At 42.6% G+C, this 17,370-nt stretch carries 17 protein-coding genes; 12 read left to right on the top strand and 5 right to left on the bottom strand.

The window, feature by feature from the left end; translation table 11 throughout:
* Nucleotides 1-81 precede the first annotated feature (81 nt).
* Nucleotides 82-885 carry an inositol monophosphatase family protein gene (locus VQ00_RS08325; protein WP_046179689.1) on the top strand — a complete coding sequence of 268 codons (804 nt, stop codon included), beginning with the start codon at nucleotides 82-84 and terminating at the stop codon, nucleotides 883-885.
* Nucleotides 886-904: 19 nt separating this feature from the next.
* Here the strand turns inward: VQ00_RS08325 and VQ00_RS08320 are convergent, their stop codons facing one another.
* Nucleotides 905-1,090, bottom strand: coding sequence for a YlaF family protein (locus VQ00_RS08320; RefSeq protein WP_046179688.1), 186 nt, complete (start codon nucleotides 1,088-1,090; stop codon nucleotides 905-907).
* 158 nt (nucleotides 1,091-1,248) lie between these two features.
* Between VQ00_RS08320 and typA the strand changes: the two genes are divergently transcribed.
* Together typA and VQ00_RS08310 are read left to right on the top strand one after the other, a co-directional pair.
* Entirely contained in the window at nucleotides 1,249-3,075 is a 1,827-nt protein-coding gene (gene typA, locus VQ00_RS08315; RefSeq protein ID WP_156154021.1) for a translational GTPase TypA, read from the top strand.
* 24 nt (nucleotides 3,076-3,099) lie between these two features.
* Nucleotides 3,100-3,414, top strand: coding sequence for a YlaH-like family protein (locus VQ00_RS08310; protein WP_046179686.1), 315 nt, complete (start codon nucleotides 3,100-3,102; stop codon nucleotides 3,412-3,414).
* Between the two features lie 14 nt (nucleotides 3,415-3,428).
* Here the strand turns inward: VQ00_RS08310 and VQ00_RS08305 are convergent, their stop codons facing one another.
* Nucleotides 3,429-3,854 (bottom strand): hypothetical protein, encoded by a 426-nt coding sequence (locus tag VQ00_RS08305; protein ID WP_046179685.1) that lies wholly within the window; start codon nucleotides 3,852-3,854, stop codon nucleotides 3,429-3,431.
* Nucleotides 3,845-4,045 (bottom strand): YlaI family protein, encoded by a 201-nt coding sequence (locus tag VQ00_RS08300; RefSeq protein WP_046179684.1) that lies wholly within the window; start codon nucleotides 4,043-4,045, stop codon nucleotides 3,845-3,847. Before VQ00_RS08300 ends, VQ00_RS08305 begins: the two co-directional genes overlap by 10 nt.
* Nucleotides 4,046-4,153: 108 nt before the next feature.
* Between VQ00_RS08300 and VQ00_RS08295 the strand changes: the two genes are divergently transcribed.
* Both VQ00_RS08295 and VQ00_RS08290 read left to right on the top strand, forming a co-directional pair.
* Nucleotides 4,154-4,618: a pyridoxamine 5'-phosphate oxidase family protein gene (locus VQ00_RS08295; protein WP_353914058.1), complete on the top strand. Its 465-nt coding sequence runs from the start codon at nucleotides 4,154-4,156 to the stop codon at nucleotides 4,616-4,618.
* Nucleotides 4,619-4,651: 33 nt separating this feature from the next.
* Entirely contained in the window at nucleotides 4,652-5,755 is a 1,104-nt protein-coding gene (locus VQ00_RS08290; RefSeq protein ID WP_046179682.1) for a cyclic di-GMP phosphodiesterase, read from the top strand.
* A 30-nt stretch (nucleotides 5,756-5,785) separates the two neighbouring features.
* Here the strand turns inward: VQ00_RS08290 and VQ00_RS08285 are convergent, their stop codons facing one another.
* Nucleotides 5,786-6,286 (bottom strand): hypothetical protein, encoded by a 501-nt coding sequence (locus VQ00_RS08285; RefSeq protein WP_046179681.1) that lies wholly within the window; start codon nucleotides 6,284-6,286, stop codon nucleotides 5,786-5,788.
* 162 nt (nucleotides 6,287-6,448) lie between these two features.
* Here VQ00_RS08285 and VQ00_RS08280 point away from each other — a divergent pair, with 162 nt between their 5' ends.
* The 3 genes from VQ00_RS08280 (at nucleotide 6,449) to pyc (ending at nucleotide 11,474) form a co-directional block, all read left to right on the top strand.
* Complete coding sequence (locus VQ00_RS08280) at nucleotides 6,449-6,730, top strand: Fpa/YlaN family protein (RefSeq protein ID WP_046179680.1); 282 nt, start codon at nucleotides 6,449-6,451, stop codon at nucleotides 6,728-6,730.
* A gap of 85 nt (nucleotides 6,731-6,815) precedes the next feature.
* Nucleotides 6,816-7,967: an FtsW/RodA/SpoVE family cell cycle protein gene (locus VQ00_RS08275; RefSeq protein ID WP_046179679.1), complete on the top strand. Its 1,152-nt coding sequence runs from the start codon at nucleotides 6,816-6,818 to the stop codon at nucleotides 7,965-7,967.
* Between the two features lie 69 nt (nucleotides 7,968-8,036).
* Entirely contained in the window at nucleotides 8,037-11,474 is a 3,438-nt protein-coding gene (pyc, locus tag VQ00_RS08270; protein ID WP_172645557.1) for a pyruvate carboxylase, read from the top strand.
* A 42-nt stretch (nucleotides 11,475-11,516) separates the two neighbouring features.
* On the opposite strand, the gene VQ00_RS08265 is transcribed toward pyc, so the two are convergent.
* The gene (locus VQ00_RS08265) at nucleotides 11,517-12,425 is read right to left on the bottom strand and encodes a COX15/CtaA family protein (RefSeq protein WP_082091512.1); all 909 of its coding nucleotides are present in this window, start codon (nucleotides 12,423-12,425) and stop codon (nucleotides 11,517-11,519) included.
* A gap of 339 nt (nucleotides 12,426-12,764) precedes the next feature.
* On the opposite strand from VQ00_RS08265, the gene cyoE reads away from it, so the two are divergent.
* The 4 genes from cyoE (at nucleotide 12,765) to VQ00_RS08245 (ending at nucleotide 17,369) form a co-directional block, all read left to right on the top strand.
* The gene (cyoE, locus tag VQ00_RS08260; protein ID WP_046179928.1) at nucleotides 12,765-13,652 is read left to right on the top strand and encodes a heme o synthase; all 888 of its coding nucleotides are present in this window, start codon (nucleotides 12,765-12,767) and stop codon (nucleotides 13,650-13,652) included.
* A gap of 87 nt (nucleotides 13,653-13,739) precedes the next feature.
* Nucleotides 13,740-14,828 carry a cytochrome c oxidase subunit II gene (gene coxB / locus VQ00_RS08255; RefSeq protein ID WP_046179677.1) on the top strand — a complete coding sequence of 363 codons (1,089 nt, stop codon included), beginning with the start codon at nucleotides 13,740-13,742 and terminating at the stop codon, nucleotides 14,826-14,828.
* Between the two features lie 31 nt (nucleotides 14,829-14,859).
* A complete protein-coding gene (ctaD, locus tag VQ00_RS08250) occupies nucleotides 14,860-16,740 on the top strand; it encodes a cytochrome c oxidase subunit I (protein WP_046179676.1) in 1,881 nt (626 codons plus the stop codon).
* Nucleotides 16,740-17,369: a cytochrome (ubi)quinol oxidase subunit III gene (locus VQ00_RS08245; RefSeq protein WP_046179675.1), complete on the top strand. Its 630-nt coding sequence runs from the start codon at nucleotides 16,740-16,742 to the stop codon at nucleotides 17,367-17,369. Before ctaD ends, VQ00_RS08245 begins: the two co-directional genes overlap by 1 nt.
* Nucleotide 17,370 lies beyond the last annotated feature (1 nt).

Below are 17,370 nucleotides of genomic sequence, written 5' to 3'. Positions count from 1 at the left end.
GGCGTTGGAAAAACTTGATAACCTTTTTCGATTCGTGTAATGTGAAAGAAAATGGTCTTTAAGCGGGACGGGGGCTGCATAATGGCGAATTGGACGAAAATAGATGAAACAGTGAAGAAGTGGATTCAGGAGGCTGGAGCGAACATACGGGCATCTTTTACGCATTCGATCAGTATTCAAGCAAAGTCAAATGCGAATGATTTAGTCACAAACGTTGATGAGGAAACAGAACGCTTTTTTATTGAGCAAATCCGAACTGCATTTCCTGATCATCGTATTTTAGGGGAAGAAGGACAAGGGGACGATGTGCAGTCGCTTGATGGGGTCATCTGGATAATTGATCCGATTGACGGTACGATGAATTTTGTCCATCAACAGCGCAATTTTGCGATTTCTATCGGTATTTATGAAGACGGCGTTGGCCAGCTTGGCTACATATATGATATTGTTCATGACGAACTTTATCATGCAAAAAAAGGACAGGGTGCTTGGATGAACGACGTGCTTCTTGAGAAGCTGGAAAAAGTCCCTGTCGAAACGGCTATTATTGGAATCAGTGCCACTTGGCTTGTGAATAACCGCCATTTTGATCAAAACAGGCTCATTGGGCTGGCGAAAGATGTACGGGGAACTAGATCGTACGGTTCGGCGGCGCTTGAACTCGCGTATGTTGCGTCAGGACGGCTGAGTGCCTATATTACGATGCGGAATGCGCCTTGGGATTTTGCAGGAGGGAAAATAATTGTCGAAGAAGCGGGGGGGATCGTCAGCACAATTGGTGGGGAAGACCTTAATATGCTTTCAGTCAATCCGGTTTTTGCCGCTGCGCCAGGTCTTCATGAAGACATCTTAAAAAAATATTTAAATAAAAAAGGGGACGGCTGAAAAAAGCCATTCCCTTTTTTTATAATTTACCTGCGCGGCGCATTTTCGCTTTATACGAAAAACCGAATCCCATGACGGCAAGCAGCAGGACGATTGATAAAATAGCACCCAAAATACTTTGTTCGCCGATGGCAATGCCGATACCAATCATGCATACGGCGGCTAAAACAGCAAATCCTAAAAACGGCCATTGAATAGCAGGCAATGTACAGTCCCCCCTTTTTTTCTATTGTAGTACAATGTCGGGTTTTCTGGCAATGTCCGCTTTTTTCAAATAGGCATCGTGCAAAGTGTGTGATATAATAGTTCAGTTAATGGAAACCGAACCAGATGGAGTTCCAAGAAAAGGCAGGAGGAAATAGTTTGAAAACAAGAAACGATTTACGTAACATCGCGATTATCGCCCACGTTGACCATGGGAAAACGACGCTCGTCGATCAGCTATTAAAACAATCAGGTATTTTTCGTTCAAATGAGCATGTAGAAGAGCGCGCGATGGATTCGAATGATCTAGAACGTGAGCGTGGTATTACCATCCTTGCTAAAAATACTGCGATTCAATATAAAGACAAAAAAATCAACATTCTGGATACACCTGGACATGCCGATTTCGGTGGTGAAGTAGAACGGATCATGAAAATGGTTGATGGTGTTCTTCTTGTTGTTGATGCATACGAAGGCTGTATGCCTCAGACACGTTTTGTATTGAAAAAAGCACTTGAGCAAAATTTGCGCCCAATTGTTGTAGTAAACAAAATTGACCGTGATTTTGCGCGCCCAACTGAAGTAGTGGATGAAGTACTTGAGTTGTTTATTGAGCTTGATGCTAATGATGAACAGCTTGAGTTCCCGGTTATTTACGCTTCAGGTATGAATGGAACAGCCAGCACGGATATAGAAAAACAAGACGAAACCATGGAAGCCCTTTATGAAGCAATTATCGAGCACATTCCAGCTCCGGTAGATAACAGCGATGAACCGCTTCAATTCCAGGTCGCACTTTTAGACTACAACGATTATTTAGGACGGATCGGGATTGGCCGTATTTTCCGTGGGGAAATGTCGGTTGGCCAATCAGTCGCGCTTATGAAACTTGACGGCAAAGTAAAGCAGTTCCGTGTAACGAAAATGTTCGGTTTCCTCGGTTTAAAACGAGTTGAAATTGAAACAGCAAAAGCTGGCGATCTTGTAGCCGTTTCTGGAATGGAAGACATTAACGTGGGGGAAACGGTCACGCCGATGGAGCATCAGGAAGCACTTCCTGTTCTTCGTATTGATGAACCGACTCTTCAAATGAACTTCTTAGTGAACAACAGCCCGTTTGCAGGACGCGAGGGGAAATTTGTTACGTCAAGAAAAATTGAAGAACGTCTTCACGCGCAATTGGAAACAGACGTTAGTCTTCGCGTTGAAAATACAGCATCTCCGGATGAATGGATTGTATCAGGACGCGGTGAGCTTCATTTGTCTATCTTGATTGAAAACCTTCGCCGCGAAGGCTTCGAATTGCAAGTATCAAAGCCGCAAGTTATCGTTCGTGAAATTGACGGTGTAAAATGTGAGCCGGTTGAACGTGTTCAAATTGATGTGCCGGAAGAATATACAGGATCAATTATTGAATCGATGGGCGAGCGTAAAGGCGAAATGCTTGATATGGTCAACAATGGAAACGGACAAGTTCGATTAATTTTCATGGTGCCGGCACGCGGATTAATCGGTTATACAACAGAATTTTTAACAATGACGCGCGGGTATGGAATCATTAACCATACATTTGACAGCTACCAGCCTATGCAAAAAGGACGCATCGGCGGCCGCCGCCAAGGTGTTCTCGTTTCTCAGGAAACAGGAAAAGCATCCACATACGGCATTATGGGTGTAGAAGACCGTGGGATTATTTTTGTTGAAGCAGGAACAGAAATTTATGCTGGTATGATTGTCGGCGAACATACACGTGATAACGACTTGACAGTTAATATTGCGAAAACAAAGCAGGCGACAAATGTTCGTTCTGCGAATAAAGATCAAACAGCAACAATGAAAAAACCACGTATTATGTCGCTTGAAGAAGCGCTTGAGTACTTGAATGACGATGAGTATTGCGAATTAACGCCGGAATCAATCCGTCTTCGTAAAAAAATTCTCGATAAAAATGAGCGCGAACGCTCAGCGAAAAAGAAACAAGTATAAGTATAGAAAACTGGAGGGATGGATGTGGAAGGACTGGAGCACGTCAGTCCGCTTCTCGGTGCCATCATCGAAGCGTTCGGCGTTAAGGCAGCTGTCTACATTTATTGGGCAATTTTAATTGCCCTTTCCATTCTCGTTTACAATCTCGGGTTTGCGAAAAAGTTGAAAATGTGGCAGAATGTCATCATTTATTTTTCACTTGCGATCGGATCACTGCTTCTTTTAATTTTGTCGTACCAGCTGCCGGTTGTCGAAAGCTTGCTTGTAGCGGCATTAGTGCTCGGCACATATAAATTCAGGCTGAAAAAGCATCAAAAAGAAGAAAATATATCTTCATAATTTAAGCGGGAGGCCTAGGCCTCCCGCTTAAATTTTTGTCCATATAAACCGAGTATAAGTGCATATAAAATATGCCCTGCTGTCCACCAGAAAAACGCCCGCATGTCGTCCATTTCCGGGACGGACTTACAGGCAAGTGCGGATAAGGGGAAATAAAGAAAGATGGCCGGAAGCGTCAATAAAAAAGCTGTCGAATATGGGCGCTTTGTTTTCGGGAGCAATAAGAAAAACCCAGCAGCAATCAATAAGGAAACGAGTAAATGAAAAAAGAATTCGATCCATTCGGGCCATAACACCTGATTAATGATCGGAATAAAGTCAACATTCAGCAGAAGTGTATAAACACCTTTACCAGTAAATAGCTCGATCCCTTTCAGAAAAAAGCCGAGGAACAGGCCGGTGACAGCACCGGTCTGCAAAACAGGCTTTATTAAAGCCATTCTTTTTGTTTTCCGGATCTATAAACGAAAAATTGTCCTGTATTGACCCGTTTTTCCGTTTTTTCTGTTATGCGGGTCCGGCATTTGTCACACATATATGTATGGATGGGCCGATTCCGCAATTTTTTTGCAGAAGGCAAATGATCATCGATTGATTCAATTTTGTCACAGATTACGCATTTTACTCTCATGGTGGCACCTCCGTTTATATAATTAGTATAACACGGCAGAGGGGGTGCATATAGAAATGCAAACAGATTATCGGTATAATGAGGTAAAAAATAAAGGGAGCGGTAATGTTGGCAAATCGAAATGAATCGTATTTAATACCAGACTTGTTTGAAGCGCTTCAAACAGAGCGCCTATCTTTTTTTTCAACAGTGGATGCAGAAACAGGAGCTCCTTTTATGAATGCAGTATCCTGGGTGTACGCCTCGAATGATCAAACTTTGCGGATTGCGGTGGACAGCCGTTCAAAAATCATTGATAATATTCATAGAAACGCTCTTGTTTCCTTGGCTGTTTTTGCCTCGGAATCAACGTATACGATTAGCGGCAATGCAAAAGTTGTATCAAATCGTTTAGAAGATGTGCCATTAAAAGCATCTGTTATAGAAGTTGCGATAAATGAAGTCCGGGATGTTATGTTTTACGGATCGAAAATAGTGGTGGAGCCGGCTTACGAGAAAACATACGATTTGCAGGCAGCAGAGAAACTAGACCGGCAAATTATGAACGCCCTCAAGCAGAAAAGAATTCAATGATGTCATTTTTACTATATAAGGAGTTCGAAAATATTGAGATTAGTCGCTGTGTCATCCATTCAAGAAAATGTCTTTCTTGCTGAAAATGTGTTAAACAGCAAGGGGCAAGTGTTATTGAAGTCCGGAGCCAAACTTACATCGCCCATTTTGCAGCGTCTGCAATCGCTCGGTATTACATATGTATACATTGAGGATGGGCGTACGGATGACATTTACATTCGTCCTGTCTTAGCAGAAGGAACACGAAGAGAGGCGATTTCTGTCATGTCTGAAGCTTTTAACCAAGTGAAAAAGGATCTGTCAGCGGGGTCAACGAAATTAAATTTACATAAAATGGAAAAGAAGTTTGCGGCGGTCGTCCGGGATATCATTAGCCAAATTAAAGAACGGAAAGAAGCAATCGATCTATTGACTCATCTGTATGCACATGATGATTATATTTTCACACACTCGTTAAACGTGACAATCTACACGCTGGCACTTAGTATGAGACTGAAAAATTTAACTGCGAAACAAACAGAAGAAATCGGCCTCGGTGCCATGTTGCATGATATCGGTAAAATGATGATACCCGCGTCTATCTTGAAAAAGCCATCTAGACTTACAAATGATGAGTTCGATCTTATAAAAAAACATACAGAATTAGGCTTTGAATTACTTCGCAAAGAACACGGTCTTCCATTAACAACAGCGCATTGCGCACTTCAGCATCATGAACGATTAAATGGTTCGGGTTATCCGCGCGGCCTTAAAGGAAATGAAATTCATGTTTTCGGAAAAATACTTGGCATTGCAGATGTATACGATGCTGTCACGTCTAACCGAGTTTATCGCAAAGCTATGCTGCCACATGAAGGGATGGAAATTTTATACGCAGGGTCAGGAACTGAATTCGAAACTGCTTATATTGAAATGTTTAGAAAAGCCATCGTCATGTATCCAACCGGTTTAACTGTATGGCTGAATGATGGGCGAAAAGGGATTGTGTCTGGACAGAATGAGTATGTGAGCGATCGTCCCATTCTTCTCATTTTAGAGGAGGAAGGGTCCAATTTAGATGTACCTTATAAAGTGAATATGGCAGTCGAAACTACACTCTTTATTACAGAAACAGACACGACATTATCTGCTATATAAAAACCCCTCCCACCGCAGTGGAAGGGTTTTTTATTGAATATGAATGGCCGTTACATGGGTAACAGGGTTTTGGCGGTTAGATCCGTTTTTAAATAAAATGTGAACGGGGCCATCATCGCGTAACGGTTTTCCTTTTAGCGAAAATTGCATAATCAACGAATCAGCTTTTGTTAGTGGAAATGAAAAAGTTCCATTTTTCGTTTGGAACGAAATCTCAGAAGCGTCGTCCAGCGGCTCGGCATTTTTCAAAAACGGTGATAATGGGATGCCGAATGTACTTGTAAGCACTTTCTCTTTTTCGTATTTTTTTTCTGATTTGATCGTTGGAGGAAAGACAGCACCTTCCCGAATTTCTTTTTCCCAGAACTTAGATGTGCTCTTTATGTATTCTTCTTCCTCGTCACGTTCTGGTTGATCAGGTGAGGAAAAAAAATCATCTAGATCTATACGGCGGTCATCAAAAATCCAAACGCCTGGATCAAGTGTGACAGGAAATGATACTTTCCCTTTGATTGGAATGATTTGTTCCATGAGGCAAAATCTCCTTTGTGTAGGTGGCTATGTATAAAATAAGTATACCTTGAAAAATTCACCTTGTCAGTGCACGTGTTAAAATTCCTTGCAAATTCCTTGTATTAACGATAAAATCTTTTAGTATACAGTGATTCCATTCTTGGAACAGGGGGAGAAACAATGGCATCTGAAATGAAAATAGACCATCGGGAAAAAGCCTACTCTCTGTTGCAGGCGGATGCGGAAAAAATTTTGCGTCTCATCAAAGTTCAAATGGACAACTTAACGATGCCGCAATGTCCTTTATACGAGGAAGTGCTTGACACTCAAATGTTCGGCTTATCCCGTGAAATAGATTTCGCCATACGTCTCGGGCTGGTGGATGAAGCGGACGGCAAAAAGCTGGTTGATTCGCTGGAACAGGAATTATCGGCTTTGCATGAAGCGTCCTTCGACCGGTAAACAGACAGAAAACTCAAACAGCTGTTTGAGTTTTTTTAACTTAAAGAGTATCGCTTATCGGTAAGCGCATGAATGGAAGGTATTTATGTGGAAAAGAAAGTTAAAATCATATGATTATCCGCTGGCAGCCGCTTTTCTTATTTTATGCTTTTTTGGACTAATGATGATTTTTAGTGCGAGCTCAGTAATGGCAGTGCAGCGCTGGGGACTTGAAAGCGAATTTTTTTATGATAAGCAAAAGCTCCATATGATCGTGGCTTTTATCGCTTTTGGAATCATGTCCATATTTCCTTATCGGCGCTTAAGAGCAAATCGGTTTTTAGTTATCATTACATCTGGCATGTTTTTTACGCTGTTTTTGCTGTTTTTATTCGGCAGCGTTTCTAATAATGCGCAAAGCTGGTTTCAGATCGGCGCACGTTCGATTCAGCCTTCCGAATTTTCAAAGCTGGTTATTATTATTTATATGGCAGCTGTTTTCTCTAAAAAACAAAAGAATATTAATTCGTTAAATAACAGTATTGCGCCGCCGGTCATTGTTTTATTTGCGGTTTGTTTTCTAGTCGCGCTCGAACCGGATTTTGGAACAGCAGCAATCATTTTTGCAATCGGGTTGACAATTGTCTTGTCATCCGGTATAAAAATGAAAAAGCTTGCAAAGTTTGCCCTTCTCATTGGTATTTTCGCTCTTTTCTTATCGCCGCTTTTAATATGGCAGAAGGATAATATTTTGTCTGAAGAACGAATGAGCCGGTTGACGAGTTATATGGATCCGTTTAAGTATGAGGAAGATGCGGGTTATCATCTGGTAAATTCCTACCTTGCGATCGGATCCGGCGGACTGACGGGTCGGGGGCTTGGGCAAAGTGTTCAAAAGCTTGGTTATTTGCCGGAGCCGCACACTGATTTTATTATGTCCATTATCGCCGAAGAACTTGGCGTTTTTGGTATAATCATTGTCATTGGGGGAATTTCGTTTATTGTTTTGCATGGTCTCCGTATTGCAATTAGAAGTACTGATTCATTTGGTTCTATGCTTGCAGTCGGGATTTCCTCCATGATTGGCATTCAGGCATTTATAAACCTTGGCGGTGTGTCAGGCATTATTCCGATTACAGGTGTCCCGCTTCCATTTATCAGCTACGGGGGCTCATCCTTATTGCTGCTTTCTATTTCAATGGGCATTTTGGCTAATGTTTCCATGCAGTCGAAATATGAAAAAAACTATAAATCTTAAAAATAAAAAGGTTCAATCATTTGAGCCTTTTTATATATATTTTATCAACAGATCAGGGGAGAGATGAAGATGAAAAAAATCAGCAAAGTGCTGGTGGCGAATAGGGGAGAGATTGCCATCCGCGTGTTCCGTGCCTGCACAGAACTACATATCCGGACAGTAGCTGTCTACTCGAAGGAAGATTCAGGCTCTTATCATCGTTATAAAGCCGATGAAGCATATCTTGTCGGTGAAGGCAAAAAACCAATCGATGCCTACTTGGACATTGAGGGCATTATTGAAATTGCCAAACAAGCGGATGTTGACGCAATTCACCCTGGCTATGGTTTTTTATCTGAAAACATTGAATTCGCGAAACGTTGTGAAGAAGAAGGTATTATTTTTATTGGGCCTAAATCTGCCCATCTTGATATGTTCGGCGATAAAGTAAAAGCACGTACACAAGCAATTAACGCAGGTATTCCCGTGATTCCAGGAACAGACGGTCCGGTTAGCAGCTTGGATGAAGTCATTGATTTCGGGAAGAAGAATGGGTTTCCAATCATTATTAAAGCTTCTCTTGGCGGCGGCGGACGCGGCATGCGAATCGTCCAAAATTTAGGTGAAGTGCGTGAGTCATATGATCGTGCTAAGTCCGAAGCAAAAGCCGCTTTTGGAAACGACGAGGTGTATGTTGAAAAGTTCGTTCAAAATCCGAAGCACATTGAAGTGCAGATTATCGGTGATCATGAAGGAAATATTGTTCATTTGTATGAGCGTGACTGTTCTGTTCAGCGTCGCCATCAAAAAGTAGTGGAAGTTGCCCCGGCTGTTTCGATTTCGGAAGACTTGCGCGACCGTATTTGTGAGGCGGCAGTCAAAATAATGAAGAATGTGGATTACTTAAATGCGGGTACCGTTGAATTTCTCACAGCCGGCGATGAATTTTACTTTATCGAGGTAAATCCGCGCGTTCAGGTTGAGCACACGATTACTGAAATCATTACAGGCATCGATATCGTGCAGACACAAATTTTAGTAGCGGAAGGCCATGGCTTGCACAGTGATAAAGTAGCCATTCCGCAGCAAAAAGATATTCGTACGATGGGCTATGCCATTCAATCGCGTGTGACTACAGAAGATCCTGAAAATGGATTTATGCCGGATACAGGGCGGATCATGGCTTATCGTTCAGGCGGCGGTTATGGCGTTCGTTTAGATGCTGGGAACAGTTTCCAGGGTGCTGTTATTACACCATATTATGATTCACTGCTCGTAAAAGTGTCTACGTTTGCGATGACATTTGAGCAGGCGGCATCAAAAATGGTGCGAAACTTACAGGAATTCCGGATTCGCGGGATTAAAACGAATATTCCATTCCTGGAGAACGTGATGCGTCATGAAGACTTTATCGCTGGGAATTACAATACTTCATTTATCGATACGACGCCGGAATTATTTATTTTTCCGAAAAAGAAAGACCGCGGCACAAAAATGCTTAATTATATCGGAACCGTGACAGTAAACGGATTTCCAGGTGTCGAACAAAAGAAAAAACCGGTATTTGATACACCGCGCATTCCAAAAGTAAAACTTTCTGAAAAACCGGCACGTGGCACGAAACAGATTCTTGATGAGCAGGGCGCAGATGGCCTCGTCAGCTGGGTGAAAGACCAAAAAGAAGTGCTCTTAACCGATACGACGATGCGTGATGCGCACCAGTCGCTCCTGGCAACGCGTATTCGGACAACAGACTTGACACATATTGCACCGGCAACAGCACGCCTTCTTCCTGACTTGTTCTCGATGGAAATGTGGGGAGGCGCGACGTTTGACGTAGCATACCGCTTCTTAAAAGAAGATCCGTGGAACCGGCTTGAGACGCTCCGCAAGCAAGTACCAAACGTCTTGTTCCAAATGCTGCTTCGGGCGTCAAACGCAGTCGGCTACAAAAACTACCCTGATAATGTAATCAAAGAATTTGTTCAGCAGTCGGCCCAATCGGGTGTTGACGTTTTCCGTATTTTTGACAGCTTGAACTGGGTGAAAGGCATGGAAGTGGCGATTGATGAAGTACGCCAGTCAGGCAAAGTTGCGGAAGCGGCGATTTGCTATACAGGGGATATTGATGATCCATCTCGTGCTAAATACAGCGTAGAGTATTATAAGCAGATGGCCAAAGAATTAGAAGCTCAAGGTGCTCATATTCTTGCCATTAAAGATATGGCTGGACTTCTGAAGCCTCAGGCAGCATACCGTCTTATTTCTGAATTAAAAGAAGCGATCGAGATTCCTGTGCATTTGCACACGCATGATACGAGCGGCAATGGTATCTTCATGTACACGAAAGCAATCGAAGCAGGTGTAGATATCGTGGATACGGCACTTAGCACAATGGCGGGTCTTACGTCGCAGCCAAGTGCGAACACGCTTCGTTATGCATTGGAAGGCACAGATCGTGCGCCATCGGTCAGCATTGATGCGCTTGAAAAAGTATCATACTACTGGGAAGATGTCCGCAAATTCTATGCGCCGTTTGAAAGCGGGATGCTTGCGCCTCATACGGAAATCTATGAGCATGAAATGCCGGGTGGACAATATTCAAACCTTCAGCAGCAGGCAAAAGGCGTCGGCCTTGGCGATCGCTGGGATGAAGTAAAAGACATGTACCGCCGTGTGAATTTAATGTTTGGTGATATTGTCAAAGTAACACCATCTTCAAAAGTAGTCGGCGACATGGCACTGTTTATGGTGCAAAATGATTTAACAGAAGAAGAAGTACTGCTTCGCGGCAATAACATTGACTTCCCAGATTCTGTTATTGAATTGTTCGAAGGGTATTTGGGCCAGCCGGTCGGCGGATTCCCAGAAGAATTGCAAAAGGTTATTTTAAAAGGAAAATCACCTATTACAGTTCGTCCGGGTGAGCTGCTCGAAGACGTTGATTTTGATGCGCTTCGCAAAGAACTCGAGCAGGAGATTGGTGAAGAACCGACCGAGCAGGATGTAATTGCATATGCCCTTTATCCGAAAGTGTTTGCTGACTATGCAAAAGTAAAAGCACAGTTCGGAGACATTTCTGTTCTTGACACACCAACATTCCTATATGGCATGCGTCTTGGTGAAGAAAAAGAAATTGAAATTGAAACAGGTAAAACACTTATCGTGAAACTGATCTCGATTGGCCATCCACAGGCGGACGGTACACGCATTTTAAGCTTTGAGCTAAATGGCCAGCCGCGTGATGTTGTGATTAAGGATGAAAGTGTTAAATCTGCGGTAAATGCAAAAGTGAAAGCCGATCCGAAAAACGAAGGCCACATTGCAGCAACAATGCCGGGAACAGTTATTAAAGTAATTCTTGAAAAAGGTGACAAAGTAAAACGCGGTGATCATTTAATGATTACAGAAGCAATGAAGATGGAAACGACCGTCCAAGCGCCGTTTGATGGTACTGTAAAAGCAGTTCACGTTCAAAATGGTGAAGCAATTGCAACAGGCGATTTGCTTGTAGAACTTGAAAAATAAACAAAATAAAAGCACTGCCTCTTAACTGAGGCAGTGCTTTTATCATTTCAGCGTATTTATTTTGCTGCGAGAGATCAGTAAGATAAAATAACATAACAGGCCAAATAAGCAGGAAATAAAAAGAGCGTGGGCTAGTGCAACATATAAATTTAAATTAGTCCAAATAATGAAGGCACCAGCAATGACCTGTAATAGAACAAGTGTAAATGCAATAATCCATCCGTAATATAAAACGCGTTGATGCTTATAATACTTTATGGTAATATATGTAATATAAGCGATCCAAATGAAAATAAGACCGGCAGCTGCACGATGGCTCATTTGAATCCATTGATACAAATTTGACGGCAAAAATTCATTATTGCCGCACATCGGCCATGAATTACATACCATGCTTGATTTTGTATGGCGCACAAGTGCACCAGTATAGACGACGATGTAACTGTATAGCGTAACCCCGATCGTATGCCATTTCATCCGGCTGTCAATCACAATGGCAGATGCATCGAAGCGCTGATCCACTTCGAAAATAAGCAGTGTCAGTAATAATACCGCTGCAAAAGAAATAAGAGAGATACCGAAGTGAAGAGCTAAGACAAAGTCATTTTGTCCCCAAAGAACAGCCGCCGCACCAATTAATGCCTGAGCAAGCAAAAAGAAGAATGCCAGAATCGCCAGAAATTTTGTTTCACGCTTGTGGCCGATAAAACGCCAGGAGGCAATGGAAAGCGCAAGAACGAGAAATCCAGCTACACCTGAAACAGCTCGATGGGAGAGTTCAATAATGGTTTCTATTTTAATATCTTCCGGAATGATTTGCCCGTGGCAAAGCGGCCATTCATTTCCACAGCCAAGACCGGAATCTGTTTTTGTAACGAGCGCGCCGCCGATTAAGACGACAAGCATTACAAGTGTTGTTACAACACCAAGCCATTTAAGCCAACCATGCAAAATGTTCACCTTCTTTCTTTCTATCTATATACGCATCATTCGTACATGATCATACAGTCGTCGTATTGATTTCGCAACACCCCATTGTATACCTTTTATATTATCTTATAAAAAAGAACGTCTGGAAACAGAACGCTTTCACGAGTCACAAATTTGACAAAAATAGTTCATCATCCGTTCACATAAAAAAGAATGGATATGATTTAATATGGAAGAGAGCGCCCATTGTTTTGAAATGTTTTCAAATAGTGTAGAAAAGCGCGGCTGTATCCTTTATAGTAAGAAAAGAAAGTGTGTTTAAAGAAAGGGGGGAAAAAGGTGTCGCGTGCTGCAACAACAATGGATAAAACAAACGTGCCGGAAACAACAGCGATGAAAGATTTTATGGCGCTGATTAAGATCGGCATCGTTAATTCCAATTTAATAACGGTATTTACAGGTATGTGGCTGGCCTTTATTTTGAATGATATTCGCTTTTTGGCCAACCTTGATACGATCGCTTTGACACTGATTGGTTCCGCACTTATTATTGCGGGTTCTGCAAGTTTAAATAATTACATAGACCGGGACATTGACCCATTAATGGAGCGGACGAAAACAAGGCCGACTGTTACGGGGAAAATCAGCTATTCAAAAGTATTAGTAATAGGACTTGCGCTCGTCATTGCCGGCTCAGCGCTTTTATTTATGACAACGTTCACAGCAGGCGTGATCGGCGTAATTGGTATTATCAGCTACGTCGTCATTTATACGATGTGGTCAAAGCGGCGTCATGTAAGCAATACAATTGTCGGCAGTATTTCCGGCGCCGTTCCGCCTCTTATTGGCTGGGCTGCGGTCGACCCGACGCTTGATGTATTAGCCTGGATGTTATTTTTAATCATGTTTATTTGGCAGCCGCCGCATTTTTACGCGCTGGCAATGAAGCGGGCAGATGAATACGGGAGAGCGGGCATTCCGATGCTGCCGACCGTGAAAGGGTTTGCTGTCACAAAACGACATATGTTTGTTTGGACACTTTTTCTTTTGCCATTGCCTTTTTTCATGACTGAACTGGGTACGGCGTTTATCATTTTAGCTACATTGCTAAATGCAGGCTGGGTAGCACTTGCTGCAGCAGGCTTTAAAGCAAAAGACGATTTGAAATGGGCTAAATATATGTTTATCTATTCATTGCAGTATTTAACCATTATTTTCGTTGCGATGGTCATCGTGACCGTTATTTAAACAAAGGGAATTCTTTCTTTTGAGGAAATCCATATATATGCACTGTTTTAGTAGACATTTTATACGAAAGAGGGGTAGTAATACGCTATGAAACAGAAGCTAACAAAATGGCGTCTTTTTACGGTTTTTGGTCTGATGGCGCTTGTTCTGTCTGGCTGTGGCGAACCATTTCTTTCAACGTTGATTCCTGCCGGTGAAGCAGGTCAGACTGCGTATGATCTCATGATGCTGAGCACATGGATCATGGTCGGTGTAGTCATCGTTGTATCGATTTTGTTTGCTGTTGCTGTCATTAAGTTCCGCCGTAAAAAGGGCGATACAACCATTCCGAAACAGGTCGAAGGAAGTCACATTTTGGAGATCGTTTGGACCGTTATTCCGATTCTTTTACTTATCATCCTTACGATTCCAACAGTTATTGCCACATTCGACTTGGCTGATACAAAGGCCATGGATAAGAAAAACGAAGACGGAACAACAGACGTGATGGTTGTAAACGTACGTGCTAACCTTTACTGGTGGGAATTTGAGTATCCAAACCAAAAGATTATCACAAGTCAGGATCTCGTCGTTCCGACCGGTCAAAAAGTGTATTTTAATGTAAAAGCAACTGACGTTAAACACTCATTCTGGATTCCGGCTGCCGGAGGAAAGATTGATACAAACGTAGAAAATGTCAACCAAATCTGGCTTGAGTTTGACAATGAAAAAGCGGCAGAGGCTGATAATTTATTTTACGGAAAATGTGCAGAGCTTTGCGGTCCTTCTCACGCATTAATGGATTTTAAAGTGCGGGCTCTTCCACAAGGTGAATTTGATCAATGGGTAACAGCTATGCAGGCAGTGGACGCAGAGGCAGCTGAAGCAGCACCAACTAATCCTACTGCAGCAGCAGGACAGGAAGTATTTAACCAAAAATGCTTGAGCTGTCATGCGGTTACAACAGCTGATGCGCGTCCAGAAGCAGCACGTACAGCACCCAACCTTGCGAACTTTGGGGATCGAGAGATGGTTGCTGGTATTTTAGAACATGACGAAGAAGAGTTGAAAAAATGGATTGCAAATCCAGAGCAGTACAAACCAGGTAATAAAATGACTGGTACATACGGTGAACTGTCTGATCAAGAATTGGATCAGCTCGCTGCTTACTTAATGAGTCTTAAAGTAGAACAATAATTACAGAAACATAGTAAAGGAGGTAAAACCGTTGAGTAGCATTGCACACACGCAGAAACGGGGATTTGCCGGTACAGTTTGGGATTACTTAACAACAGTTGACCATAAAAAAATCGCAATCCTTTATTTACTCGCTGGCGGCTTTTTCTTTATTGTCGGCGGTATTGAAGCAATGATGATTCGGATTCAGCTGGCTGTGCCGAACAATGACTTTGTCAGTGCCGGTTTATTTAATGAGATTATTACAATGCACGGTACAACAATGATTTTCCTGGCAGCAATGCCATTATTATTCGCATTTATGAACGCAGTCATGCCGCTTCAAATTGGCGCGCGTGACGTTGCATTCCCATTCATTAATGCACTTGGATTTTGGTTGTTCTTTTTCGGTGGGCTGTTCTTAAACCTTTCATGGTTTTTAGGCGGTGCTCCAGATGCAGGCTGGACATCGTACGCGTCATTGTCACTCGCATCCGAGGGACACGGAATTGATTTTTACGCATTAGGGCTTCAGATATCCGGTTTTGGTACACTGATGGGGGGAATTAACTTTCTCGTTACCATTATCAATATGCGTGCACCGGGTATGACTTACATGAGAATGCCGCTTTTTACATGGACAACTTTTGTTGCGTCAGCACTTATCTTGTTCGCATTTCCTCCACTTACGGTCGGTTTATTCATGCTTATTTTTGACCGTATGTTTGGCTCAGGTTTCTTCGATGTAGCTATGGGCGGAAATACGATCATCTGGGAGCACTTCTTCTGGATCTTCGGTCACCCGGAAGTGTATATTCTTGTGTTGCCGGCGTTCGGTATTTTCTCAGAGATTTTCCCGACGTTTGCAAGAAAGCGTTTATTTGGATATTCGTCCATGGTATTCGCAACCGTTTTAATTGGATTCCTTGGTTTCATGGTATGGGCTCACCACATGTTTACAACAGGTCTTGGCCCAATTGCGAATGCTATTTTCGCTGTTGCGACTATGGCCATTGCGGTTCCAACAGGGATTAAAATCTTTAACTGGATTATGACCATTTGGGGCGGAAGTATTCAGTTCACTGTTCCGATGCTGTATGCTGTTGCCTTCATCCCATCATTCGTTATGGGTGGTGTAACGGGGGTTATGCAGGCTGCTGCGCCGGCTGATTATCAGTTCCATGACACATACTTTATCGTTGCTCACTTCCATTACGTTATTGTTGGTGGGATTGTGCTCGGACTTCTCGGCGGTGCTCACTTTTACTGGCCGCTTATGTTTGGAACAATGCTCAGTGAAAAACTGGGTAAAATTACCTTTGTCTTGTTCTTGACTGGTTTCCATTTAACATTCTTTATTCAGCATTTCCTTGGTTTAATGGGGATGCCACGCCGTGTATGGACATTCTTGCCTGGACAAGGGCTTGAAGCCGGTAACCTGATTAGTTCAATAGGAGCCGCCTTCATGGCTGTAGGTATCATTATCATGCTTGTGAACGTTGTGATTACACAGAAAAAGAATATTCAAGTAGGAAGAGATCCTTGGAAAGATGGTCGTACACTTGAGTGGTCACTTCCATCTCCAACACCTTTCTATAACTTTAAGCAGCTTCCACTCGTTCGCGGACTTGATCCGTTCTGGATTGAAAAAATGGAAGGCAAAACAGAAATGACACCAGCTGAACCAATCGGCGATATTCATATGCCGAACAATTCTTTCGTGCCGTTTGTTATCTCATTAGGTCTTTTCATTGCCGCATTTGGTGCTATGTACCATGCGGATGAAGGGAAAGGCTGGGCAATTCCGGTTCTCATTATAGGGATGCTGGTGACGTTTGGGGCGATGCTTTATCGTTCTATTAAAGATGACCATGGCTACCACATCCATAAAGAAGATCTTTTGGATGATGCAGGAAAAGGAGGGACACATTAATGGCAGCTGAACAAAAATTCACGCCGCGAACGTGGCCCGAATCACCTGAGCAGGCAACGCTTGAAGGTAAAAACAAGTTTTTAGGATTCTGGTTTTTCCTGGGAGGCGAGACGGTTTTATTCGCTTCTTTGTTTGCAACATACCTAGCACTGAAAGATAGTGTGCCGAGTGATACACATGCAAAAGCAACGGATTTATTTGAACTGCCGCTCGTTTTCTTAATGACGATGCTTCTTTTAACAAGTTCATTAACGTCTGTTTTTGCGATGTATCATATGAAAAACTACAATTTCAAGAAAATGCAGCAGTGGCTTTTTATCACCGTGGCACTTGGCTTGGCGTTCCTTGGCTGTGAAATTTATGAGTTCAATCATTATTACCATGAGTATGAGCATAAGTTTACGAGCAGCGCATTTGGATCAGCTTTTTACACATTGGTCGGCTTCCATGGCGGTCACGTTGTATTTGGTCTTTCCTGGATCATTGCATTAATGGTCCGCAACGCAAAACGCGGACTTGATCTTTACAACGCACCGAAATTTTACTTAGCGAGCTTATACTGGCATTTCATTGACGTCGTATGGGTATTCATCTTTACGGTCGTATACTTAATGGGAATGGTGGGATAAA

Source organism: Domibacillus tundrae, from assembly GCF_000970675.1.
GTDB lineage: Bacteria > Bacillota > Bacilli > Bacillales > Domibacillaceae > Domibacillus > Domibacillus tundrae.
This window is presented reverse-complemented; position numbering and strand designations above follow the sequence as displayed.